At 51.6% G+C, this 24,085-nt stretch carries 20 protein-coding genes; 14 read left to right on the top strand and 6 right to left on the bottom strand.

Translation table 11 applies throughout. From position 1 onward, the window contains the following. Positions 1-96 precede the first annotated feature (96 nt). From HY774_23640 to HY774_23610, 7 genes are all read left to right on the top strand, one after another. Positions 97-1,083: a succinylglutamate desuccinylase/aspartoacylase family protein gene (locus tag HY774_23640; protein MBI4751484.1), complete on the top strand. Its 987-nt coding sequence runs from the start codon at positions 97-99 to the stop codon at positions 1,081-1,083. Positions 1,084-1,195: 112 nt separating this feature from the next. Continuing rightward, positions 1,196-1,549: a YbaB/EbfC family nucleoid-associated protein gene (locus HY774_23635; GenBank protein MBI4751483.1), complete on the top strand. Its 354-nt coding sequence runs from the start codon at positions 1,196-1,198 to the stop codon at positions 1,547-1,549. Positions 1,550-2,070: 521 nt separating this feature from the next. Then, positions 2,071-2,670: a recombination protein RecR gene (recR, locus tag HY774_23630; GenBank protein MBI4751482.1), complete on the top strand. Its 600-nt coding sequence runs from the start codon at positions 2,071-2,073 to the stop codon at positions 2,668-2,670. Positions 2,671-2,812: 142 nt separating this feature from the next. Beyond that, the gene (gene radA, locus HY774_23625) at positions 2,813-4,192 is read left to right on the top strand and encodes a DNA repair protein RadA (GenBank protein MBI4751481.1); all 1,380 of its coding nucleotides are present in this window, start codon (positions 2,813-2,815) and stop codon (positions 4,190-4,192) included. Positions 4,193-4,202: 10 nt separating this feature from the next. Continuing rightward, the gene (locus HY774_23620; GenBank protein MBI4751480.1) at positions 4,203-4,649 is read left to right on the top strand and encodes a hypothetical protein; all 447 of its coding nucleotides are present in this window, start codon (positions 4,203-4,205) and stop codon (positions 4,647-4,649) included. A 140-nt stretch (positions 4,650-4,789) separates the two neighbouring features. Further along, entirely contained in the window at positions 4,790-5,455 is a 666-nt protein-coding gene (locus HY774_23615; GenBank protein MBI4751479.1) for a hypothetical protein, read from the top strand. Between the two features lie 403 nt (positions 5,456-5,858). Beyond that, positions 5,859-7,358, top strand: coding sequence for a serine/threonine protein kinase (locus HY774_23610; protein MBI4751478.1), 1,500 nt, complete (start codon positions 5,859-5,861; stop codon positions 7,356-7,358). A gap of 101 nt (positions 7,359-7,459) precedes the next feature. Here the strand turns inward: HY774_23610 and HY774_23605 are convergent, their stop codons facing one another. The 5 genes from HY774_23605 to HY774_23585 form a co-directional block, all read right to left on the bottom strand. Then, positions 7,460-8,416 (bottom strand): M48 family metalloprotease, encoded by a 957-nt coding sequence (locus tag HY774_23605; GenBank protein ID MBI4751477.1) that lies wholly within the window; start codon positions 8,414-8,416, stop codon positions 7,460-7,462. 176 nt (positions 8,417-8,592) lie between these two features. Next, on the bottom strand, positions 8,593-9,510 hold the full coding sequence (locus HY774_23600) for a glycosyltransferase (GenBank protein ID MBI4751476.1): 918 nt from the start codon (positions 9,508-9,510) through the stop codon (positions 8,593-8,595). Between the two features lie 89 nt (positions 9,511-9,599). After that, a complete protein-coding gene (locus tag HY774_23595; GenBank protein MBI4751475.1) occupies positions 9,600-10,796 on the bottom strand; it encodes a glycosyltransferase family 4 protein in 1,197 nt (398 codons plus the stop codon). Further along, positions 10,793-11,782, bottom strand: coding sequence for an NAD-dependent epimerase/dehydratase family protein (locus HY774_23590; protein MBI4751474.1), 990 nt, complete (start codon positions 11,780-11,782; stop codon positions 10,793-10,795). The genes HY774_23595 and HY774_23590 overlap by 4 nt, the downstream gene beginning before the upstream one ends. A gap of 244 nt (positions 11,783-12,026) precedes the next feature. Then, complete coding sequence (locus tag HY774_23585; protein MBI4751473.1) at positions 12,027-13,676, bottom strand: alkaline phosphatase family protein; 1,650 nt, start codon at positions 13,674-13,676, stop codon at positions 12,027-12,029. A 349-nt stretch (positions 13,677-14,025) separates the two neighbouring features. Between HY774_23585 and HY774_23580 the strand changes: the two genes are divergently transcribed. The 3 genes from HY774_23580 (at position 14,026) to HY774_23570 (ending at position 17,051) form a co-directional block, all read left to right on the top strand. Further along, the gene (locus tag HY774_23580; GenBank protein ID MBI4751472.1) at positions 14,026-15,330 is read left to right on the top strand and encodes an adenylosuccinate synthase; all 1,305 of its coding nucleotides are present in this window, start codon (positions 14,026-14,028) and stop codon (positions 15,328-15,330) included. A 182-nt stretch (positions 15,331-15,512) separates the two neighbouring features. Next, positions 15,513-16,004: a hypothetical protein gene (locus HY774_23575; GenBank protein MBI4751471.1), complete on the top strand. Its 492-nt coding sequence runs from the start codon at positions 15,513-15,515 to the stop codon at positions 16,002-16,004. Between the two features lie 159 nt (positions 16,005-16,163). Then, positions 16,164-17,051, top strand: a complete 888-nt coding sequence (locus HY774_23570) for a DMT family transporter (protein MBI4751470.1) — start codon at positions 16,164-16,166, stop codon at positions 17,049-17,051. Between the two features lie 270 nt (positions 17,052-17,321). Here the strand turns inward: HY774_23570 and HY774_23565 are convergent, their stop codons facing one another. Beyond that, positions 17,322-18,005 (bottom strand): hypothetical protein, encoded by a 684-nt coding sequence (locus HY774_23565; GenBank protein ID MBI4751469.1) that lies wholly within the window; start codon positions 18,003-18,005, stop codon positions 17,322-17,324. Between the two features lie 467 nt (positions 18,006-18,472). Between HY774_23565 and HY774_23560 the strand changes: the two genes are divergently transcribed. From HY774_23560 to HY774_23545, 4 genes are all read left to right on the top strand, one after another. Next, complete coding sequence (locus tag HY774_23560; protein MBI4751468.1) at positions 18,473-18,862, top strand: winged helix-turn-helix transcriptional regulator; 390 nt, start codon at positions 18,473-18,475, stop codon at positions 18,860-18,862. A 176-nt stretch (positions 18,863-19,038) separates the two neighbouring features. Beyond that, positions 19,039-20,826, top strand: a complete 1,788-nt coding sequence (locus HY774_23555) for an ATP-binding cassette domain-containing protein (protein ID MBI4751467.1) — start codon at positions 19,039-19,041, stop codon at positions 20,824-20,826. A 103-nt stretch (positions 20,827-20,929) separates the two neighbouring features. Further along, on the top strand, positions 20,930-22,351 hold the full coding sequence (locus tag HY774_23550) for a biotin/lipoyl-binding protein (GenBank protein ID MBI4751466.1): 1,422 nt from the start codon (positions 20,930-20,932) through the stop codon (positions 22,349-22,351). A gap of 113 nt (positions 22,352-22,464) precedes the next feature. Next, on the top strand, positions 22,465-24,054 hold the full coding sequence (locus HY774_23545) for a TolC family protein (protein MBI4751465.1): 1,590 nt from the start codon (positions 22,465-22,467) through the stop codon (positions 24,052-24,054). Positions 24,055-24,085: the final 31 nt, after the last annotated feature.

The following is a 24,085-nucleotide window of genomic DNA, read 5'->3' as shown; positions in this document are numbered from 1 at the left end:
TGACTACTGACTACTGACTACTGACTACTGACTACTGACTACTGACTACTGACTACTGACTACTGACTACTGACTAAAAAATGAGGATTAAAAACCATGTCGAATGAGCAAAATGCCTGGATACAGGCGGCAGTGGCCGAACGAAATAAGAAAACCAACGGCGAACTCAAAGTATTGCTGGAAAATGATGAAGTGCTGGGGATTCCAGTGATTGTGGTCAGCGGGGCACGTCCTGGAAAGTGTTTACTGGTCACGGCGGCCATTCACGGGAGTGAATACCCTGGCGTTGAGGCGTTGTTGCGGTTGACCCAGGCGCTTAATCCGCTTCAACTGCGCGGCACCCTGATTGCCGTGCCTCTCGTCAACGTCCCGAGCTTTTATGGACGTGGTATTTTTGTCAATCCAGCGGATGGAAAAAATCTCAACCGGATGTTTCCTGGAAATCCGAACGGTTCTGAAACCGAACGCCTTGCCTACGGGCTAACCTCGGAATTAGTGCCGCTTGCCGATGCGCTGATTGACCTGCACAGTGGGGACCTGCCCGAAGACCTGACGCCGCACCTCTATTATCGCCGGGGCGGCGATCCTGACCAGGACCAGACCACCCGCAATATGGCCGAATCATTCGGAGTGCCGTTCATTGTTGAAGAGCCATTGCGCGAAGGAAATGCCTTTGCCGGCACCTGGTATCACAGCGTGGCGTTGCAGGGAAAACCGGCCATGCTGGTTGAATCCGGTCGCCAGGGACTGGTTGAGGAAAGCGCGATTGTCATCCATGAGCGCGGCGTCCGGCGCGTGATGAGTGTGTTGCGGATGCTTGAAGAAACCCTGATGCCGATTGCCTTTGAGCGGCTGTCAAATTTCTTCTATCTTAACGCGCCGTCTGGAGGGCTGTTACGAATGCTGGCCAAAGCCGGTGATCGGGTTGCCGAAGGCCAGATGATTGCTTCGATTCGCAATCATTTTGGCGAAGTCGTGGCCGAAGTTGCTGCTCCACGTGATGCCGTGCTGCTCTATCACATCAGCACCTTGTCAGTCGTCAACAACGAGCCGTTTGTCGAGTTTGCTGTTCCAATGAGCTAAGCGAATGAAGAATTGAGAATGAAGAATGAAGAAATGATCAGAGGTATATTTTCAATTCTTCATTCTTCATTTTCGAGTCAACGAGTTTTTACTTCCAGAATGAGGAGAAGGTATGAAGATTCCAGGTTTTGATTTTGGACAACTTGGCGGTCTGCAAAATGCCATGCAGGAAGCCCAGCGCAAGCAAGAAGAAATGCGCCAGTCGCTTGAAAATGAGCGCCTTACCGCATCAGTTGGAGGCGGGATGGTGATGGTGACCATGAATGGGTTAAAGCACCTGATCGCCGTCAAGATTGATCCGAGCCTTTTGAAAGAAGGTGACTCGGAAATGCTGCAGGATCTGATTGTGGCAGCGGTGCATGAAGGGGAACGCCGGGCCGAAGATGTGGCGAAACAACACGTTCGCAACATGCTGGGCGGAATGGATCCAGAATCATTAGGGCTGAAATTCCCAGGAATGATGTAGCACCATTTGGGGCTGAGGGTTGAGGGAAATACAATCCTATCAACAACTTAACCTCTTGCTACCACCATGGGTTCATTCCAAAATAGTATAACACCAGCCCATCTTCGATCAGTCGTCAATCATCTGTCAAATTCATATTTTTCAATGGTTTGACTATTTATTAGTACTATGTAATAATTGAAGTTGATGTGATTTCCCGGTTTAAAAATTTTGCGGGACACACCCCACTTTTTTTCATGGGGTTGAGGGGTTCGGGATTCAATGTGGTTCCCTAAAACTTCGCCCCAGCCCCCAGCCCTGAGCCCTAAGGGACCCAGAAGAAAATAAAATCCCACTGAAATCGGGTTCAGGGTTCAGGGTTCAGGGTTTCGGCGATGAAGCGACTGATCCCACGCACGATGAAGACTGGGGAACTGGCGGGTACCATTCAACGTGGACTATTTGGCCCCGAACCCCGAACCCCGAACCCCGAACCCTGAACCCTGGTGGTATGATATTTCCATCCGACTCCCTAAACAGACATGCCTGAATTTGCTGAACCTATTGCCAAATTGATTGATGAATTTAAACGACTGCCAGGAATCGGGCACAAATCGGCTCAACGCCTGGCTTTTCACGTCCTTCGAGCCTCAAATGATGACGTCGAACGGTTGGCGAATGCCATTGTGGATGTGAAACAGCGCATTATGCTGTGTTCGCAGTGTCACAATTTGACGGATGTTGACCCTTGCCGGTATTGCAGCGGTTCACAACGTGACCAGACGGTGATCTGTGTGGTCGAGGAAGCCCACAACCTGCTCGCGATTGAACGCACCGGCGAATATCACGGGTTGTATCACGTCCTGCACGGTGCCTTGTCGCCAATGCGTGGTATTGGGCCAGATGAATTGAAAATCCGCAGTTTGCTTGAGCGACTCAAAACCCTCGACGTCAAAGAAATCATCATGGCCACCAATCCAACCACCGAAGGGGAAGCCACGGCCAATTACCTCGGTCGGTTGCTTAAACCCACTGGAATCCGGGTCACCCGGATTGCGATGGGGCTGCCCGTAGGCGGCGACCTGGATTACGCCGACGAAGTAACCATGCACAAGGCCCTGGCCTATCGGCATGATATTTAAATCGGGTTCCGGGTTCCGGGTTCCGGGTTCCGGGTTCCGGGTTCTGGGTTCCGGGTTTTCGAATTTGAGTCCTTTGAATCCTTTAAGTCCTTTTTGTCTTTTTCCAAAACCCCCAGCCCCAAGCCCCAAGCCCTGGTATTTTATGGCCAAACCAATCAAAACCATTTTTTCCTGTCAACAATGTGGCTACCAGTCACGCAAGTGGTTGGGGAAATGTCCTGACTGCAATGCCTGGAATTCGTTTGCCGAAGAGCGGGAAACCAAGTCCACGCCGGTGACTGCCGCTGCTGCCGGGTACGGGTCCATTGGCCAGCCGGTAAAACCGTCACGCTATACCGATGTACCCAGCCAGGATGACACCAGGGTGTCTTCCGGTGTGGCTGAATTTGACCGGGTTTTGGGCGGAGGCATTGTGCCCGGATGCCTGGTGCTGATTGGGGGTGACCCTGGGATTGGCAAATCAACGCTGCTGCTGGAAGTCGCTGAAAAAATGAGTTGTGGCGGGCATCGGGTGCTCTATATCAGTGGCGAGGAATCCGAACGCCAGATTAAATTGCGTGGGGAACGGTTAGGGCTCAAGCCTGGCGACCTGCATTTACTGCCGGAAACCTGCCTGGAACGCATTTTTGATGTGGTGGGGAATCTCAAACCCGCCATGATCGTGGTTGATTCGGTTCAAACGGCTTATTCCGAACGACTTGATTCGGCACCAGGCAGCGTGTCACAAGTCCGCGAAGTCGCCGGCCAGTTTTTATTATTTTCCAAACAACAAACCATTCCTGTGTTTTTGATTGGGCATATTACCAAGGAAGGAACTCTGGCAGGCCCGAAAACCCTTGAGCACATTGTGGATACTGTGCTCTATTTTGAGGGCGAACGTCACCATAACCATCGGATTATCCGGGCGGTAAAAAATCGGTTTGGTGCGGCGAACGAACTCGGCATGTTTGAAATGACCAATATGGGGTTGATTCCGGTCAAAAACCCGTCGGAATTGTTTTTGCAGCAGCGCCCGCTCAATGTTTCAGGCTCAGTCGTGACCGCCTGTATGGAAGGCACCCGGCCACTGCTGGTCGAGTTACAGGCACTGGTCAGTTCGACCAAATACGGCACTGGCCGACGGATGGTGCAGGGCGTTGAACAAAACCGGGTCTCACTCTTGATTGCCATGCTTGAAAAACGAGTTGGGCTGCAACTCATTGGTGATGACGTGTTCGTCAACGTAGCAGGTGGGATTGAACTCGATGAGCCAGCGGTTGATTTGGGTATTGTCGCCGCAATTGTCTCCAGCTTTAAAAATATGCCGGTTGACAATGCCACCGTGGTGTTTGGTGAAGTTGGGCTGGCTGGCGAAGTTCGTTCCACTGGTCAACCCGCAGCCCGCATCAAGGAAGTCGCCGCCATGGGATTTTCGCGATGTATTTTGCCAAAAGGCAACCTGGCTGGCCTGGAAGCTCCAAAAGGATTGGAATTGATCGGCGTTCGATCAGTTATCGAAGCACTGGATGCCATTTTTGGATAAAGGGGGCCCTATGGAAGGTCATATCAAACTGGTTGGAATTCTCCATGTAATTTTTGGACTGATTGGTGTCTTGGGTTCGCTGGTGTTGATGGTGGTGTTCTTTTTCTTTGGCGCCGGGGCGGTATCATTCCTGCTGACTCAAGGAAAAGGCGGGGATTCGGTGGCCGCCGCTGGTGTGGTCGGAGTCATTACCTTGATTGTGGTTGTTTTGGTGGCCGTGATGATTGTCTGGTCATTTCTCACGGTTTTGGTTGGTTGGGGCGTGATGAAATTGAAGAATTGGGCCCGAATCGTGGCCATCATTCTGGCAATTATCAACATTATTTCAGCACTGCCATCCGCGTTTTCGGTTGTGGGCCTCATTTGGGCCTTGATTTGTAGTCCGCTGGCCATCTACACCCTTTGGGTGTTGATGTCTGAAAACGGCGCTAAAGCTTTTCAACGATCAGCCTTTTGAATGAAGAATATGGTTAGTGGTTAGTGGTTAGAAATCAATACTTTCGAAGAAGAACCAAAAACCAAAAACCAGGAACTAACCACTAACCACTAACCACTAACCACTTTCTTCATTCTTCATTCTTCATTCGATTGTGGTTCATGCGTGTTTACTGTTTACATATTCATCGCCGGGAATGGGTGTTTTTTGCACAGGCGAAGCGAAGCAATGACAGTGACCTTCAGTCACTTCCGTCCAATCAAACACATCGCTTCTGGAATTGGGTTCAGGGGGCGTACCAGGAATCAATGGTACAGGTTCAGACTTCACAACGTCCCCTCTGGAAGTGGATCCGGCGGATGCTGGAGCATCTCAAAAAATATATTCATCCGTCAGAATCTTTTCTAAAAGAATTACTGGCGGCTGACAAAATTGAACTGGTCTATCCCGCCGAGGTCAGTCAGCGGTTTATTGAGCGAAAATGGCGGTTGTTTTTACGGCGACGAGTCCTGGTGCATGACAAAGGTGTGCTGCTCAACGTCTTCATTTTACCAGTGACCGCCGCGGCAACGATTATTCCTGGGCCCAATGTGTTTGTCGGATGGAATGGGCTGCGGCTTTATAACCACATTATGGCGCGGCGCGGCGCCCGGCGAATGCTGGCAAATCAAGTCGTGCTGGCTTTTTGTCCAACCCCAGAGTTGAAACGGCAACCAACCCGGGAGGATCGCTTAACCGAACCGGATGCCCGAATCCTTGAGACCGAACACCATCTGGTCGGGCTGGTCACCTATTTGCGCCGACTCCAGGTTTTTGATTCAGATTAGAAACTTGATTGGCTGGCGGTCTTTGGGATTGGGAGGGTGTGAATCGTCATGATCTGGCACTGACGCCAGTTTCCAAACCTTTTGACAAAGGCATATCGCTTCGCTAAACTCGCCCTGGTCATTAAACAACATCACGCATAACCTCAACTTCAACAATCCTGAAAACCCTGCACGCATTGAGGGAACTCACAAAAACAACAAGCTGCACAAACCAAAACCCGGCTGTTTTGCCTTTGTGCCCCACGTTTCATCAGACCAATCCGTTTTTCATTCTCGTTTCTAAGCGTTTTCCCGAAGTTTGCGTTGATTCTTCTCTTGAAACTTCCATATTCGTCTGCGCCCCTTGGCTGCAGGGGGCGTCTATTGCTGTGTCGCGGTGTGGCATGGCAGGCGGCAATTTGCAATGAAGCAGTGTGATAAGTGCAAACGAAACTTTCCGGAACATATGGTCTTTTGCCCATTTGACGGAGAGGTATTAGAAGCACAAGCCGTTGATCCCTTGATCAATCGCGTGGTGGACGGCAAATATCGCATCAAAGCCAAAATCGGTGAAGGTGGCATGGGCGCCGTGTATGAAGCCCGCCACGTCATGATGGATAACCCATTAGCTGTCAAGGTGTTACACGCCACCCTGGTTGCCGACAAAACCGCTGTTGCCCGCTTTCAACGCGAAGCTCAGGCCGCTGCCCGCATCAAACACCCCAACGCCGTCACCGTTACCGACTTTGGAATTACCGATGATAATGTGATTTACATTGTCATGGAATTGTTCAAAGGCCAGTCACTGCGTGAGATTCTTGAAAAAGAAAAGCGATTAGGTCTGGATCGGGCGGTGATGATTGCAAAGCAGGTGTGTGCCGCACTGGACGCCGCCCATCGCAGCAGCGTGATTCATCGTGATGTCAAACCCGACAACATTGTGGTTGAAGAACGGCCCGGGCAGGGCGAAGTCGTAAAAGTTCTCGACTTCGGAATTGCCAAACTCAAAGATGCCCCAAATACAGGCGGAAACCTGACTCGCCAGGGCGTCATCATTGGATCTCCACATTACTTATCGCCGGAACAATGCCAGAGTGCTGAGTTGGATGCGCGCTCCGACGTGTATTCGTTTGGCGTTGTGCTCTATGAAATGCTCACCGGTCAGGTGCCATTTACCGCCAATACTCCGGTGGCCGTGGCGCTCAAGCATGCCAACGAAATGCCGCGTTCGATGCGGGTTGACCACCCAGAAATCCCTGAAATTATTGATAAAGTTGTCCTTCGGGCACTGAGCAAGGAACCGGAGCGCCGCCAGCAATCAGCCGTCCAACTGGCTGAAGAACTTGAGCAGGCGGTCCGAACCTACCAAAATCAGAGTAAAGGCGCGACCCAGGTCCAGGTGACGCCAGGGTCTTCGCCGCTGGCGACGAAACCGCTTGACCTGCTTCCACAACAGGAATTGATTGAAACGGCAGCCAAAAGTTCGGGTGGCCTGGATCGAAAACCCCCATCTGAACCGCTGGCAACACGTCCGGTTGTCGCTTCGCTTAAACCAACTCCAGCCGCTCTGCCTCAACTCACCCAACCCGTTCAACCACCACCGAAAACCACACCAAAACCTACCACGGCACCTGTTCCTGACCGGTCGGCGACCACGACCGCTGCTCAGCGCAAAGTTTCATCAAGCCCCACCAGCTCACGTCAAAAGGCTGAAGACATCAGCATTTCCCCAAATCGAACCGGCGCCAATGTCCCGGTCTCCAGAGCTGAATCCGTCCAATCATCGGCCTATCGCTCGTCTTATACTGAATCCGTCAACACCAGTACCAGTGATGAAAAACGGCAACAAATGATGATCATTGGGATTTGTGTGGCAATTGGGATTGTCTTTATTTTGATTTTGCTCTTCGTCGCCCTGTCCTGAAGCGCGAGTAGCGAGGTAGCGAGTAGCGAAATAGTAAAACCCTTGTCGTCTTGTCGCCTTGTCACCTTGTCACCTTGTCATCCAGTCACCTTGTCACCCGGTCAATTTTCCTTTTCTTCCCCTTCTTCGTCAGCTTTTTCAAGCAACGCTTTCATGGCTTCAAATGCCTGACTGGGATAACGTGTGTCTTTGGGGGGGAGCTTGATAAACATGCGTTCCAGTTGGAACGCCAGTTTGCGAAAACTGGTCGGCGGGTGAGTACCAAGCCAGAACTGAACAAATTTCGCTTTCCCGTAACCCTTTCCATAGGCTTCTTTTTGGTAGCGTTCCGCCCGTGCCAGAATCGTGATCAGTGCCCGTGGGTTATACCCGGCTCGAAAGAGTGTCGCGACAGCACATTGATCAGCTTTGAGTTCATCCATCCGGCTGATACCGCTCAGACGTTCCATAAATGCTGCCACCGGTATCTTTTGATACTTTTCAGACAGGCGGGTAAGAGCTGAATTCAGTTGTTCGCGGGACGTGATTTTGGTGGTTCCGATCATCCAGAGCAACTGGCGGCTCAGTGTCTTCGGAATATGTTTCAGCGCCTCATGCCCCATCTCATGCGCCAGAACTCCGGCCAACTCATCTTCACTTTCCATCATTTTTAGAAACCCAACCGTGATATAAATTTTGCCGTCTCCCTGGCAAAATGCGTCTGGCAGGTCCTCATCGAGCACTACCACTTGAAAGTGCCGGGTTGGTTCGGGACAAAACGTGGTCAGATGATTTACCACCTGGTTCAAGTAAGTGGAAATCACGGGGTCTCCGAGTTCGACTTCGTCAGGCGTGAGATATTCGACCAGCCATTGTTCGGCTTCACCTTTGAAGATATTGTGACCTCGGCCTGGTTTGGGCAACAGCCGGGTTTTTCCTTTGGCTGGTGGCGTTGGAGCTTGCCAGATCGGAAAGTCGGGTTCTGCTTGAGATGGCTCAGGGAACTGGCAACCCCAACCGGGGACCAACCCAAACGCCAAAAGCACTGCACTCAGAACAACTTTGGTAAAAAATCTCATACAATCACCAGGCTGAAGAAGTCAGGCTGAAGACAACGGGCTGAAAAAACCAGGGCTCAGGGCTGAAAACCAGGGCTGAGGGCTTGGGGCTGAGGGCTGAAGACTTTGGGTTGAAGAATTGGTTTTATTTCATCCCTCATCCTTCACCCCTTCCTTTGCTCGGAGCTTGCGAGTTTTCAGCCCCCAGCCCTCAGCCCTGGTTTTTTCAGCCCCAATTTCCATTCCCACAAAAAACCGCTGGTGTTGGCCAATTGAGACAACAAGAAGAGCAAGGAAAACCGCCAGGCTGACCAGACCGAATACTGCCGAAATGGGTAAAAGATTAGATTCCAGTAAAATGAAAAAGGCTCAATCTTCAAGTGTTCCTGGTTGCGCCGGGCTCGGGCTTGATGAAAGGCATAGGCGCCGCAGCCATAGGTAAAGTGCTGTTTCCAAAAACTTTTGAGAGTCAGTTCGTGCGAATGCGCCACGTGGGCGTGTGGAAGATAAACCATGGGGTAGTTTCGGGCATTCCACCGAGCGCACAAATCCCGGTCTTCACCGGCTGGGTTGCGAAAAGAGGTGGCGTCAAAACCCCCCAAGGTTTGAAAAGTTTGAACCGCCAGCGCCAGATTATTCGATGTGAAAAAACGGTTATTCCCAGGTTGCAAATTATAGTACCCGTACAGGTAATCAATTAACAACTGACTGGCCGTCGAATACAGATTATGCGGTAACTGGTTGATTGTATGTCCTCCGACCATTGCCTCTGGTGTTTGACGAAATTGTGCGGCCAGGTGCTGCAGCCACTCTGGGGCTGGTTCACAGTCATCATCCACAAACGCCAAAAAATCGCCGGTTGCGTGCCTGGCACCTGTGTTTCGGGCACTGGCGGGACCCTGATTGGTTTGATGGATCAACCGCACCTGAAAGTCGAACTCACCTGCTTGAATGATTTCGTCCAGCCGCTCGTTCCCGCCATCATTGACGACAATGACCTCCAGGCGATCAGGTGGATACTCCAATTGTTTCAACGCCCTCAGACATTTTGCCAGTCGGAGGGGGCGGGCATACGTGGGAATGATAATAGAAAAAAAGGGAACGGACTGGTCCATGCAAGTTCAAAGGGATTTAGGAAACAGTCAAGCTGTTCAGTGAAATGAATTTAGTGAACTACCGAACTCCTGACTACAAACTGGTATGATCAATTGTGCGGCCTGGGAAATGAACCCGTAAGCTGTTCATAGAGTTGAAGTGATTGTTCAATATAAACCTGATCGGTAAACTCCCGGAGAGCTTTCTTGCGTCCCTGAGATCCAAAGCGCCGGGCCAAAGAAGGATGAGTGAGTAATTGCAACAAGGCGGCAGCCAGTGCATCCGGATTTCCAGGAGGAACAAGGAGCCCGGTTTCTCCCTCAACCACAATTTCCATCAGTCCGCCACACCGACTGGCCACCACCGCCCGACCTCTCATCATGGCTTCCATGGCGACCAATCCCAGCGGTTCCGGCCATCGTGACGGAACCACCTGAACCCAAACCTGCCCCAATGTCTGGTTGATGACTGGTTGCGGCTGGTGGCCATGAAATTCAACGGTTGAGGAAAGCCCAAGTGTACTGGTTAATTCCTCAAGGTGTTTGCGCTCCGGGCCATCTCCAATGAGGATCAACTGGGCTTCTGGGATAGTTTGCCGCACTTTGGCAACGGCATGAATGAGTACATCGGCGCCTTTTTCCGGAACCAGGCGGCCAGCAAAACCGACGGTTGGAATTGGCGACCAACCAGCAGTGGACGGAGTCTCGGGAACCCCCAATCCAACCGGTTCATCAGTCCTGATTCCTCCGCGGTGGAGTTCCTGTCGAGTGGTTTGGCTAATTGGGACTACGACCTGAAACGCGGATTGCCATCGCCTGAAAAGTTTCATTTGCACCATCAACAATCCCCAATCCAGCCACGAAAGACAGCCAGATTGATAACATTTCGATCCTGGCTGAAATTGACAAAGACTTCCATCAGGCAGCATTTTGGTGCCGGTCGGGCAGACCGCCCGATACCAGTGGGCCCGATACAAGGTTGGAAAATGGTGCAGGAGGGGCAGAATCAACGGTGAAAGCTGGGTCAGAAAGATATTGACATCTACCACATCCGGCTGAAATTCCCGGAGGACCTGCCTGAGCTTCCAATACGCCCAGGGGTTGGCGGTTTGGAGCAAAATTCGGCTTTTGGAAAGACTTCCCCGGCACTCATAATCCGCGTGACTGACTGCATCCATTGGACGCGCCGAACTGGCCAGCCACCGGGCATCGTGACCACGCTGACGGAGGCCATCGCGCAAGCCAGCGACGGCAATCTCAGCACCGCCGGTTAAGGTTGCATAGTCGGAAAGCAGTAAAACTTTCATACACGGGGCGGCAAATACCCATGTGTTCGAGCCCACTCCACTGTGTGCTGAACGGATTCTTCCAGTGGTATCACCGGAGCATACTTGAGCCGTTGCTGAGCTTTGGCGCTTGAAATCAGATAATCAGTAAAAAACAGGCTATATCGGTGAGCGAAGGGGAGTTCAACCCCAGTGATTGAAAAGCAGTGGTCAACGCAGTGTTGAAAAACCTGGAAGGGAAGCGTTGGTGAGTGTTTTTGTGGCGTGGGAACTCCCAATTCACGCGCCAGGTGACCCACGAATTCACGCAATGGCACTGATTTTGGGCCAGCCAGTACAAAGATTTCACCTTCAATTCCAGGAACCGTACCACAGCGAATGATTCCTTGAGCGACATCGGCACCGTCGGTTAATTGAATCCGATTTGATCCATTTCCCACATACCCAAATCGTCTGGATGCAATGGCTTTCATTAACCCAAGCCAGTTGGTCCCACGCGGGCCAATAATACTGCCAATCCGAGCAATGACCACGGGCAATTTCCCTGAAGTTTGAGCTTCCATCACCACCTGTTCCGCCTGCCATTTGGTTTTTCGGTAATTGGTGTTGGGGGCGATTGGGGTTTGTTCATCCAGCAAAGGTATGAAATTCGATCCATGAACACCAAGGGTACTGACATAAACCAATCGGGTGACTCCGGCCTGGGCTGCCGCCTGAGTCAGATTTCGAGTGCCGTCAACATTCACCTCCCGATAGTCAGTCGCTTTGCCATTTTGACGACTGGTCACTGCCGCCAGGTGATAGATAATTTGACATCCTTCAACTGCCTGCCGCAGAGAATTCAGGTCTGCTAAATCACCGGTAACGCACTTCACACCAAGTGCTTGCAACCAGGCTGGATCCGTTGATGGTCGGACCAGTGCCCGTACCTGATGACCTTCCTGGACAAGTTGCTCTGTAACATAACTGCCGACAAACCAGGTCGCACCGGTGACAAGAATCTTCATGGCCTTATTCCAAACCGTGATAATGACAAAATGACAAGGTGACAGGGTGACAAGGTGACAAGGTGACAAGGTGACAAGGTGACAAGGTGACAAGGTGACAAGGTGACAGGGTGACAAGGTGACAAGGTGACAGGGTGACAAGGTGACAAGGTGACAAGGAAGGATTTGCATCCTTTCAGCCCGTCGTCTTCAGCCCCGAGCCCTGAGCCCGAGTTCTTCAGCCCTGAGCCCAAGGTTTTCAGCCCTATACCACCATTTCCTCCGGGATGATCAGTGGCCGATCACACGACTGGATGGGGGTTCGATTCACAAATTCCGGTTCAAAAAGTTCAGTCAGCACCCGTCCATCATAATCATTCGGAATCGGCTGTCCCATCAGATACAGCAGCGTCGGGGCAATATCCAGCGTCGTGGCATTCATGAAATTGGCCTGATGGTTGATGTGTTTTCCGGTTGCAATCAGAAATCCATCATTGGTGTGCTGGTTTTTACGCAGGGGAAAGTGTTCATCGGAAAGGACTCCGAACCTGGGATGATGCACTGATGTGATATAGGCATCGTCTGACCACTGGACAACCAGATCCGGCAGATTGAACAAAAATGGACCGGTCATCAGTTTTGAGACCTGAACGACGTCACGAACCGCACTCCGTCCGGTATCGGGATTGGTCAATTGCTTGAGATCCGAGATCAATGCCGCGCAGACCTGGTCATACTCGGCACCGGGCTGAACTGTCCCAAAAGGTTCACGGCCTTGCAGGTTAATACTGATAAACCCTTCAAAGTGATCGCTCGGCATAAACAACGCTTTGCTCTGACGCCAGTCAATCCGACCGCTGAATTGTCCAAAATAGGTCCGGTCATGAACCGCCTCGGGTACCAGATGTTCATTGATCCATTCGCGAGCAACATTGGGAATCAGGTTTCGGATGGATGTCGTCAATTTTAGAAGTTGACCGGTGGTTGAGGCTGGTGCGGCTGGATGTTCCGCCCGGACCTGATATCCGAGTTTTTCCAGGATATCCGGCATAAAATGATTGCCGGAATAATTGGTGGCAATTCCATGGACAGAAACCAGAATCAACGTGACATCAGCCGACCGCTGCTGAAACAACTCGGCCAGTGCGCTGTCCAGACGGGAATAACTCGCAGGTAACGGATCACCCAGTTTGGCAGCCCACTCAGGGTCATGCGCCCAATGGGAAGTATCGTGGTGATGGTAAAACTGGTGTCCGGCGTAGTGAGATTCACCAAAGACAGTGAAAAACAAATCCCAATTTTCCTGTTTGAGCAGATAGGCCGTGGCTTGTGTCCGCTGTTCGATTCCGTTCCGAACCAGATCATAAATCTGGCGTTCAACTTTGATGGTTCGGGGGGAAACGACTTCTTTGGCATGCCGGTAGGTGCCAAATTTGGCCACCAGATCCCCGATCAATTCTCTCGGAAGCGAGCTTTGCTCAATCAACGGGTAATGTTCACCCCAGGCCGCCACCTGAATCCCGTCAATATTGGCCAGCGGATAGGTTTTAGGGACATCAAAAATCGCCACGCGTTTCCCGACCCCACGCAGCAGCCACCAGAACGGATAGTGACGGACGGAGTAAGCGCTTCGGCGGACAAACTCAGTCGTACCCCGATTGAGCTGCATAAAGTTGAAAAAACCATGCTTCGCTGGAACCACGCCGGTTGTGCAGGAAACCCAGGGCATATCTGGAAACAATCCGTGGGCGGAAACCAGCGGCGACCAGACTCCGGTTTTGATCAACGAACTTAAAAACGGCAGTTTGCCTTCGTGGGCCCAACGTTGGACCAGGACCGGATCACAGGAATCAAGGCCAACCACGATGACCTGATGGTTTCGGCTGGGTGTTTCTTTGATTTGAGAAGAGTGCATGACCAGGGTCGCTCACAGTTTTGGAGAAAAATGGAGTATCGGGTGCAGTTCTTTGTGCGGGGTGTTGTAACCGGTCTAAACGGAAAGAATCAAGGCTGGCGTTTGAAAATGGCTTTGAATTGGGCAGGTGAGAAAGAGAACTTGCGTTGAAATCTCATTTTGTGACATTCTTGAATGTACTTTGGAAAAACCACCATACCACAAAGTACCACACACACTTTCTTCCCCAACCATTCTCTGATGGTCATCACAACGCACATTCAGGCGTTGGGGGGTGTTGTGTGCGATGCTTCTGTGGGTTCGTGTGTTTTCAGACACTGATGAGAGTTGAGAAAGAACACTTTTTGTCATGAAAAATGTTGTTGTTATTGGAATGCAGTGGGGCGATGAAGGCAAAGGAAAAATTGTTGATTTGCTGGCGCCACACTTTGACATCGTTACCCGGTATCAGGGCGGCCACAACGCCGGCCACACCCTCATTATCAATGGACGCAAGCATGTGCTCCATTTGGTGCCGTCAGGGATTATGCACGACGGCAAAATGTGTGTGATCGGCAATGGTCTGGTGATTGATCCGGCTGAATTGATGAAAGAAATCACTGAACTTGAATCCCATGGGATTGAGGTTCGTGATCGGTTGCTGATTAGCAATCGCGCCCATTTGATTTTGCCCTACCATCGAGCCCTGGAACGGTTGAGCGAAGAAACCCGCGGTGCCCAAAAAGTGGGGACCACGCTCCGTGGAATTGGGCCAAGCTACGAAGACAAATATGGCCGTCGGGGAATCCGGGCCGGAGACGTGCTCCACCCGGAAATTTTCAAGGACAAGCTCGAATCCAACGTTGCCGAAGCCAATCAGGTCCTGGCCGCGCGAAGCGCCTCCAAAGTTGAACCGGTTACAATCAATCCAGAGTTAATTGATCAAACCTGTGAAATGGCACCACTGGTGACCGATACGGCCATGTATTTGACGAAGGCAATTCTGGCTGGAAAAACCGTCCTGTTTGAAGGTGCCCAGGGAACGATGCTGGACATTGACCACGGAACCTATCCATTTGTGACTTCTTCAAATGGAACTTCAGGTGGTGCCACTGTGGGAACGGGCGTTCCTCCGACCATGATCACCGGGGTTTTGGGCATTATGAAAGCCTATACCACTCGTGTCGGTGGCGGACCATTTCCAACTGAACTCCATGATGGGGTTGGTGAACACATCCGGGAGCGCGGTCACGAATATGGCGCCTCCACCGGGCGTCCACGCCGATGTGGATGGTTTGACTCGGTTGTTTCGCGCTATGCCGTTCTGATCAATGGACTTACATCCATTGCCATGACCAAGCTGGATGTGCTCGACACGCTGCCGGAACTCAAAATCTGTATTGGCTATCGCCATAACGGCACTGTTTTGACCGATATTCCGCACGATGCGACGATTCTGGAAGCGGTTGAGCCGGTGTATGAAACCTTCCCTGGCTGGCAATCGCCAACGGCGGGTATCACCACCTATGCGGATCTGCCGGAAAAAGCACGGGCCTACATTGACCGGTTGACTGAGCTGGTTGGGTGCGAAATTGGGTTGATTTCGACTGGACCCGACCGCAACGAAACCATCATTCGGGATGATTCGGCGCTGGCCGGGTGGCTCAAAGACTGAAAATAGCGAAATTTGAGCGAGTAGCGAGTAGCGAGTAACGAGTAGTAAAGCAAAACCTGGCCTTTGGTGGTACAGGTCAAGAAGATTGGTATTTTGATTAAATCAGAACCTGTAGATTCTTTAAAATCAATCTCTATGTTGGATTGACTACTCGTTCTTCGCTCTTTATCCAAGGTATTTTTATGAGCAGCAAACCTTCCAAACCGCTGGTAACTGAACGCAGTTGTCCAAAATGTGAGGCCCGCATCACATTTCCGGATGATGTCAAAACAGTCTTGTGCCCCAAGTGTCGCCAATCACTTCGAGTTTTTCGCGAGGATGGGAAACTTCACCTTCGTGAACCAGATCGCAAGGATGATTTGGCTCAGGTCCAGAGTGAACTTGACCAGATTGACCTGGAAATGACGGTATTGCTTGAAAAAGTGGCCCAGATGGAGCGGTCCAGTTTTGCTTTGATCGGGTTTTCAATCGTTCCATTTGGAGTTGTGCTGTATGCACTCAAGGAAGCCCTTCACCCAAAAGGCGACTGGACGTTTTTTGGGATTGCGCTGGTGGTTTTTCTGGGGTGTCTGGGTGGTGCCTACTGGGTTGCCTTCAACCCACCAGCCAACCGCAAGATTATGAAGCTGATGGAAGATCGCATCACTCTTCGCCGCCGAATGGAAGCGCTGTAAATCCGGCGAATTGTCCGTACCGCCTGCGTCAGCGGGTGGGTTTGGGGTTTTCTGCTCAACCTCATGATACTGACATTCTCAACAGCCACCCGCTGACGCAGGCGGTACTGACATTCTCCTGCCTTGACGACACACTCAATACAATCCGAGCCTCACTCATTGAAACCTACTTCTTCGCATCATCTGGTTGGAATTTTGTGGACGTTGATCGCCTGTTTCTTGTTTGGGTCAGCCGGAACGGTCGTTCGGCTGGGGGTGACGGCTGGTGCCCACACCCTGACGGTCATGGTGGTTCAAACCTTATTTGCGACCGTGATTGCCTGGACGATTGCCGGTCAAATTCCACGACTAACCCGAGATATAGCCTGGAGAATGTTCCTTTTAGCACTGGCTGCTGGAACCAGCGGCTGGTGTATGCTCGAAGGATATGCCCGGCTTGGCGTCGCACCCGTGGCAATTATCCTGTCATTATACCCGGCGATTGTTGGGTTTTACGTCTGGATTTTAGACAAAAAGCGGCCAGCCGGAATGTGGTTTGTCAGTCTCGGGACGGCGTTTATTGGGGTGTTGCTGGCAATGATTGGCCCACAGCAAGTAACCGGGCACTGGTGGGAGTATTTATTTCCAATTGTGTGTGCTTTTACGCTGGCGGCAAACGACCTGCTGGTTCAACGGGTTGTCGTGAATACGCCGCCAAGTGTGGCAATTGGTTGGATTAACCTCTTTACCGCCATTGCCACATTTGTTGTTGCTCCACGTCTGATTGCCGGCCACATTACCGAACTTCCCAGCATTGTGACCGGATTGGGGCTCGGCGTGATGCTCTTTCTTGCCTTGCAATTGAAATTCACCGCTATCGCCCAAATCGGTCCCCGAATTGTGTCTTTGCTGGCGACCTCTCAACCAATTCTGGCCTTGATTGTAGCTGCACTGGTACTGAATGAATGGCTCTCTCCGCGCCAGATGGTTGGCGTTGCACTGGTTGTGGTGGCGCTGATTCTGGTGACCCAGTTGAAGGAAGAGCCCGCGACCAGGATGACGGAATGACAAAGTGACAAGTGACAAGATGACCTTTTGACAAGGTGACTTTTTGACAAGGTGACAGGGTGACCTTTTGACAAGGTGATAAATGACAAGGTGACCAGGTGACCTTTTGACAAGGTGACAAAGTAATAAAAGAACTGATAAATCATCCAGTCACTTGGTCAAAAAGTCACCTTGTCATTTGTCACCCTGTCACCCTGTCACCCTGTCACCCTGTCACCTTGTCACCTTGTCACCTTGTCACCCTGTCACCTGGTCACCTTGTCAGGGGTGTCACTGAGCAACGTTAAACAACCGGGCATCAAGGGGGAGATTGTATTCCAGAAGCTGGATCTGATCTTCCTGAAACAACGTGCCTTGCCGGAAGCGTCGTTCAAGAAATGGTGTCATTACACCGTTTGCAAGCTGATAATTCTCATATCGAGTTGTGACTGTCGTGCGAAAATCTTCAACCGCACAGCACAATGATGTCTCGCCATCAAAGACAAACCTCACTTCTTCAACTGGTAAATCCACCCACACCACGGATTGTCCCTCTACTATACCAGTCTCCGGCGGCAGATACTGGTGCTCATCGGCGTGAGCCAAAAAGTTTCGCGGATACAATCGAACATTGCGTTTGACCGGCTCCACATCACAGGTATGAAGTGGATCGGTTGTTTGCCTGACGTCTGCCTCCAGGTCTGCGCGGCTGGCAAATGTGGCACATTCGCCCGCCAGACCATTGATGACAATCACCGAGATATGGTCTGAGAAGTGTTCTTCCAGCCGAATTCGGCCACCCACGGCACGGTAGGTATACAGGTCGGAGATGAGTGGTTCCGAGGCGTCCTCAGCTATGGTGTGTCGGCGAGCATGGATTTTAATACTGGTGACACCGCGCAGGGCTTCACGTCCGCCAAGGGCAGTAATACATTGCTCGATAAAGGTTTCAGGAGTTTCTATCCAGCTATTCATATGGATCCAGTGTGCAGTTCAAGGGAGTGGTTGAGTGAAGAAGCGCCTGGTTTGGGACTGGGAGGGGGCATCGAAGATGTGGCTCCCTACCTATAAGGGCCAGGATAAGGGACGTTGAATCTATATGTGACAAGGAGATGAGGAGACAAGGAGAACATCCCACCGATTTATGTGAGTGTGAATAATCTCCGGTTGGGGGCGGGAGAATGAGACGATCTGTTTTGTCTCTTGGCCTCCGTGTCCCCGTGTCTCCTTGTCCACATCGGACTCGATTCCCTTATCCTGGCGCTTATGGGTCTCCCTACCAGATATGGGCAACAGACGGTACCAGGCGCCACGACAGAAAACCTGCCACAGTGTCCAAAAAAAAGCCACATGTTTTCCGGAAGAGCCAATTGACGTTACAGGGTCAACCAGAGTATTTATTTCAAATATTCAAATGTCTAGATATATTAACTGTAGAAAATATGCCTCAACGCTTTCTTGTTACCAAAGAATTTGGCGCCTTACTCGGAGTGCTCTCCCACCCTTGCCGCTTGCAAATTGTTGAAGAGCTGCAAGATCGCGAATATGACGTCAATACCCTCCAGACCTTGCTCAATATCAGCCATTCCGGCGTGTCACAACACCTGACCTTGCTGCGCGCCCATCGAGTTGTGATTGAGCGTCGAGAAGGTCGTCACGTCTATTATCGTTTGCGGCGACCAGAGCTCGCCACCTGGCTCCTTGATGGATTGCGGTTCCTCGAAGACGAACGCGAAGTCGTCGAACAAATCGGATCTGCCGTTGAATCTGTCCGTCGTCTCTGGACCATTACAAAAAATGAAGAGCAAAGCCGAACACAGAATGAAGAATGAAGAATGAAGAATGAAGACCAAAACCGGAATGAAGAATGAAGAATGAAAAATGAAGCCAGTGCCTGGTGCCTGGTGACTGGAAAGGATTGGCTCCTAAGCACTAAGCACTGGCTTCATTCTCAATTCTCAATTCTTCATTCTTCATTCTCAATTCTTCATTCGATTAGGAATGTCCTATGGCAACATCTGGAACTTTACATACAGACCCTCATCACCTGCATCCGAGCCCTGTTTCCCGGTTGGGCGATATGTTATGGGAGGACCGATCAGATTTACTGGTGCTTTTGGTCTACACGGTTATGACAGGCGTGCTGGCTCTGGCGGTCCCACTGGCCGCACAGGCTCTGGTCAACACCATCGCCGCCAATGTTTTAACCCAGCCACTGGTGGTGCTGACGCTGATTGTTTTTGTTGGTCTACTTTTTGCCGGTGTTTTACGGGTCTTTCAACTCATGCTGGTCGAAGCCCTGCAACAACGCATTTTTGTCCGGGTTGCCCTTCAGTTGGCCAAGCAATTACCGCGCATCCGACACTCAGCTCTGGTTGAAGAATATGCCCCCGAACTGGTCAACCGGTTTTTTGATGTGTTAACCGTTCAAAAAGCTTTTGCCAAATTGCTGCTCGATGGGTTGACCGCTTTGCTTCAGGTGAGTGTCGGGTTGGTGTTAATGGCTTTTTATAATCCATTGCTGCTGGTATTTGACTCATTTCTGGTGTTATTTGCCGTCTTTGTGGTGGTTGTCCTGGGGATTGGGGGATTGCGGACCAGCATTCAGGAATCGGCTCAGAAGTACGCGGTGGCTGCCTGGCTCGAAGAACTTGCCCGATGTCACAGCAGTTTCAAAATGAGCGGCACAATCCAGTATCTGGTTGAGCGGGCTGATGTTCTGACCATGGGATATATCAAATCCCGCCGGCTTCATTTTCGGGTTTTGCTCCGGCAAGCGATTGGAAATTTCCTGTTCCAGGCGATTGCCAACGCTGGCATTCTGGCTGTTGGCGGCTGGCTGGTGATCAATCGCCAGTTGACACTGGGGCAACTGGTCGCGGCTGAATTGATCGTGGTCGCCGTGCTTGCGGCAATGGAAAAACTGATCAAACAATTGGACGAAGTATACGATCTGCTCACCGGTCTTGATAAAATAGGCCATATCACGGATTTAGAGGTTGAACGTCTTGGCGGAAACCCGGTGCCTAAACTACCTGAAGGCGCTTCCGTGGTTTGTCGCGACGTCCATTTTGCCTATCGGGATGTGAGTCCGATCCTTTCCGGGCTCAACCTGACGTTACATCCAGGTGACCGGGTGAGTCTGGTTGGCGCCAGCGGAGTCGGCAAATCAACACTGGTATCCTTGATGTGCGGATTAAATGAACCAAGTCACGGAACCGTTGAAATCAATGGAGTTGATGTCCGAGTCGCCGATTTGGAAAGCCTGCGTCAGGTCGTCGGACTCGTTGGCGATGCCAATGATATTTTTGAGGGAACCATTGAAGAGAATATCCGTGTCGGGCGGGCTTTCATTACCCATGAGGATATTCGGAAAGCATTGGAAATAGCGCAGTTGACTCATGATCTGGCGCTGATGCCGCGTGGACTCAAAACCGAACTTATCAGTGGTGGGCGCAATCTTTCGCGGGGACAGATTCAACGCCTGTTGATTGCGCGCGCCACGGTTGGCAACCCGCAATTACTGATTCTGGACGAAGCGTTTATCGGGATTGATGAAAAGACCAAGTTGACGATTCTGGATGCGATTTTTGACCAGCAGAACAAATGGACAATTATTGATATTTCACACGATCCAGAAGTGGTCACTCGCTCGGCTTCGATCTATTTGCTGGCCAATGGAAAAATCGTCGAAAGTGGTCGAACCGAAGAAATCATTTCCAAACCTGACAGTGCCTTTGGTGGGCTGTTCCCCTTGATTTCATTGACCTATTGCCGATTGCAACAAAATTCCTGACTGGGGTGGGGGCAAAAAAGACCAAAAGGACCAAAAGGACCAAAAGGACATAAAGTCGAAAAACCAGAACCCGGAACCCAGAACGCAGAACCCGAAAAAAATTATGGCTGTACAATCCGAAGAACTTTTCTCCGCTCAAGATATGTCTGTGCATTCACTTCAAGTTCCGGTGCAATCACTCGGGATGGTCGCAACGCCTCACGCTGCCCGGCCACTGGCGATTATTTTGATCATCCTGGTTATCGCGCTGGCTGTCAGTCTGGTGTATGTGCCATGGCAACAATCAGTTACTGGAGCAGGTCGAATTACTGTATTTTCACCAATGGACCGCCCTCAAAATATTGAGGCTCAGATCCCAGCCCGACTGGTCGGGTGGAATGTGGTCGAGGGCCAGAATGTGAAATCTGGCGATGTGATCGCCGAACTGGCTGACCTTGATTCAAAGTTTCTTGACCCTGATCAACCCAAACGTCTGGCGGCTCAAAAAGCAGCGCTCCTGGCGCGCCGTGAAGCCGCCGAGACCCGTGCCGTTGCGCTGGAAAGTCAGATCGAATTCTTGACCGACTCGCGTGAGGTCGCTATTCCAGCGGCTGAGCAACGGGCATTACAAACCCGTGATCGGTTGCTGGCGGCTGAACAATCACTCCAGGCGGCTGAGCAGAATTTCACCACCGCCAAACTCAACGCTGACCGGGTGCGAGAACTGCACGGTAAGGGCCTGCGGTCCAAACGCGATTTGGAACTGGTCGAACTTGATTTTGTGCGTTCCCAAACCGAAGTCGAACGTGCCAAAGCGGCGCTTGAAGTGGCTCGTCGAGACACCACGGTGGGCAATCTCGATCAAACCAAAGTTGTCAACGATACCGCCGCGACCATCAGCGGAATCCAGGCGTCGCTGGCCTCCGTGCGCGAAACGATTGCCTCGGTCAACAGCGACTTGCAAAAGCTCGAAGTGGAGATTCAAAACCTGGACCGACGAATTCAGCAACGCATTGTCACGGCGCCGGTTGATGGGCAGGTGGTGCGATTGCTGAAGGTGGGGGCGGGTGCAACTGTGAAAGCTGGCGATATTCTGGCGGTGATTGCACCCCAAACCACTGATCAGGCGGTTGAGATCTTTCTCTCTGACAACGATGCCCCGCTGGTGGCGATTGGTCGTCATGTGCGGTTGCAGTTTGCCGGGTGGCCAGCGCTTCAGTTTTCAGGCTGGCCATCGGTCGCCGTCGGGACTTTTGGCGGGAAAGTGGCGGTCATTGATGCCGTGGATGATGGAAAAAGTCGCTATCGGGTGATTATCAAACCGGACACTGAACTCATCGCCCAGGGCAAAGACGAGCCCTGGCCGTCACCGCAATTTCTCAGACCCGGAGCGGAAGTCACTGGCTGGGTGATGCTGGATACGGTTTCGATTGGCTTTGAAATGTGGCGACAGTTCAATGCTTTCCCGGCAACTGTCAGCCGTGAGCCAATGGATACAAAGGGCAAGTCAACTGAGGAAAAAAGTGAGGGAAAAGAGGACAAATGAACCTGTTTCACCAGAAAATAGCCTTTGCCCAGCCAGGGTTCAGGGTTCGAGGTTCAGGGTTCAGGGAAATTCACTGTTTCCTGTCATTTCACCCCCTGATTATGAGAGACACTGTGAAACTGGTATTTCTACATCTGGCTGGACTTATCTTTGTTGTGATTGGAGCTGGCCTGATAGCGCACCCGGTTATGGCGCAACCAGCTTTTACCAAAACGAGCGCCAGTTCAGGAAACCAGACCGACCCGCCAATCCCAGGCGTGGTTGCTCTTTCAGATGCCAGGACGGAGAAATCACTGTCTGTGCGGCGTCTGCTGGTCAATGTGCCGAGCGTTGGTGTCATTCAGCAACCATCTTCCAGCGGTAGCTCTCAACTACCGGTGCTCCAACTGGATGAAGTGCTGGTTCAGGTTGAAGCCAATCACCCGAAATTGCTTGGCGCCGATGTTGAGCGGCGCATTGCTTCGGCCAAACGCCTTGAAAAAGAAGGGGCCTTTGACCCAATTGGTGAAATTACCAATGAGTACCTGCGCTATAACAGTTCGTCGAGTCCTGGCAAACCAAGCGAAGCCTTTACCAACGAATTCGGTGTCGGTTTTCTGACCCGTTATGGTGCCAAAATTTTTGCCGGGTATCGGTTTAATCAGGAAAAAGTGAAATCGCCACTTTCCTTGACCGGTGAAGGCGGGGAATATTTTGTGGCGTTGAAAATCCCGCTGCTGCGTGGCGCGAGAATCAATGAAAAATCAATTGCCGAGCGTCAGGCCCGGCTTGGCGAACCACTCGCCGATGTCAACTTTGCCCAGAACCGGCTGGATTTGTTGCTCAAAGCGTCGGTAAGTTACTGGGATTGGGTCGCGGCCAAACGCAAAATGGATGTCGCCCGCAACCTGCTCGACATTGCCCGGTTTCGATCTACTGCCATCCAGGAGCGAGCTGATTTGGGTGACTTGCCCCCAATTGACAAAGTTGAAGCTGAACAAGAGGTGCGCCGTCGCGAAGGAAATTTGACCAAATCCGAGCGTGATTTGCAGAAAGCCGCCTTCAAATTGTCGCTTTTCCTGTGGCAGGACAACGGGCTGCCTGCTCCGTTACCCGTAGCTGACCAGGTCCCGGTCATCACGCCACCGCCAGTGGTGCCGGCCATAGATGTGATTACCCGTGCCCGGACCGAAGCCATTGACCGCCGTCCAGAGTTAAGAGGACTTCAAATTCAGCGTGACATCACCCAGCTTGACCTGGATCTGGCCCAGAATCAGCGACTTCCAGCGGTTGATTTCACCGTGAGTCCAGGGCGTGACGTTGGGTTTCAAGGAATTGGCTCAACCATCAAAGCCGGTGTTTCAATTACCCTGCCGCTCCGGCAACGAACGGCTGATGGACGTGCGGCAGCCAGTCGGTTGAAAATCCAAAAACTCGAACTGGAAACCCGAAGCGAACGCCTGCGAATCCTGACCGAAGTGGATGACGCCGTATCAGCCCTGCAAACCGCAGAACAACGCTATCAGGCTGCCCAGCAGGAATTACAACTGGCGACGACGCTCGAACGCGGTGAGCGCGACCGGTTTGCGCTCGGTGACAGCACCCTCTTTCTGGTCAACCAGCGCGAACGTGCCACCGCCGAAGCTGCCACGAAAGTGATCGAAGTCCAGGCCGAATTTGAACAAGCCAAAGCTGCCTTCCGTGCCGCCGCCGGACAATTTTAAAATACCAGGGCTCAGGGCATCTCAAGGGATG

The sequence above is a fragment of the Acidobacteriota bacterium genome (genome assembly GCA_016208495.1).
GTDB lineage: Bacteria > Acidobacteriota > Blastocatellia > Chloracidobacteriales > Chloracidobacteriaceae > JACQXX01.
The sequence above is the reverse complement of the archived record's forward strand: the minus strand, read 5'-3'. Positions and strand labels throughout refer to the sequence as shown.

Coding starts and splice junctions, on each gene's coding strand:
- HY774_23605 (MBI4751477.1), bottom strand. CDS start 8,416: ATGAGATTTTTTACCAAAGTTGTTCTGAGTGCAGTGCTTTTGGCGTTT.
- recR (MBI4751482.1), top strand. CDS start 2,071: ATGCCTGAATTTGCTGAACCTATTGCCAAATTGATTGATGAATTTAAA.
- radA (MBI4751481.1), top strand. CDS start 2,813: ATGGCCAAACCAATCAAAACCATTTTTTCCTGTCAACAATGTGGCTAC.
- HY774_23580 (MBI4751472.1), top strand. CDS start 14,026: ATGAAAAATGTTGTTGTTATTGGAATGCAGTGGGGCGATGAAGGCAAA.
- HY774_23560 (MBI4751468.1), top strand. CDS start 18,473: ATGCCTCAACGCTTTCTTGTTACCAAAGAATTTGGCGCCTTACTCGGA.
- HY774_23575 (MBI4751471.1), top strand. CDS start 15,513: ATGAGCAGCAAACCTTCCAAACCGCTGGTAACTGAACGCAGTTGTCCA.
- HY774_23615 (MBI4751479.1), top strand. CDS start 4,790: ATGCGTGTTTACTGTTTACATATTCATCGCCGGGAATGGGTGTTTTTT.
- HY774_23565 (MBI4751469.1), bottom strand. CDS start 18,005: ATGAATAGCTGGATAGAAACTCCTGAAACCTTTATCGAGCAATGTATT.
- HY774_23585 (MBI4751473.1), bottom strand. CDS start 13,676: ATGCACTCTTCTCAAATCAAAGAAACACCCAGCCGAAACCATCAGGTC.
- HY774_23590 (MBI4751474.1), bottom strand. CDS start 11,782: ATGAAGATTCTTGTCACCGGTGCGACCTGGTTTGTCGGCAGTTATGTT.
- HY774_23635 (MBI4751483.1), top strand. CDS start 1,196: ATGAAGATTCCAGGTTTTGATTTTGGACAACTTGGCGGTCTGCAAAAT.
- HY774_23595 (MBI4751475.1), bottom strand. CDS start 10,796: ATGAAAGTTTTACTGCTTTCCGACTATGCAACCTTAACCGGCGGTGCT.
- HY774_23550 (MBI4751466.1), top strand. CDS start 20,930: ATGGCTGTACAATCCGAAGAACTTTTCTCCGCTCAAGATATGTCTGTG.
- HY774_23620 (MBI4751480.1), top strand. CDS start 4,203: ATGGAAGGTCATATCAAACTGGTTGGAATTCTCCATGTAATTTTTGGA.
- HY774_23555 (MBI4751467.1), top strand. CDS start 19,039: ATGGCAACATCTGGAACTTTACATACAGACCCTCATCACCTGCATCCG.
- HY774_23610 (MBI4751478.1), top strand. CDS start 5,859: ATGAAGCAGTGTGATAAGTGCAAACGAAACTTTCCGGAACATATGGTC.
- HY774_23600 (MBI4751476.1), bottom strand. CDS start 9,510: ATGGACCAGTCCGTTCCCTTTTTTTCTATTATCATTCCCACGTATGCC.
- HY774_23640 (MBI4751484.1), top strand. CDS start 97: ATGTCGAATGAGCAAAATGCCTGGATACAGGCGGCAGTGGCCGAACGA.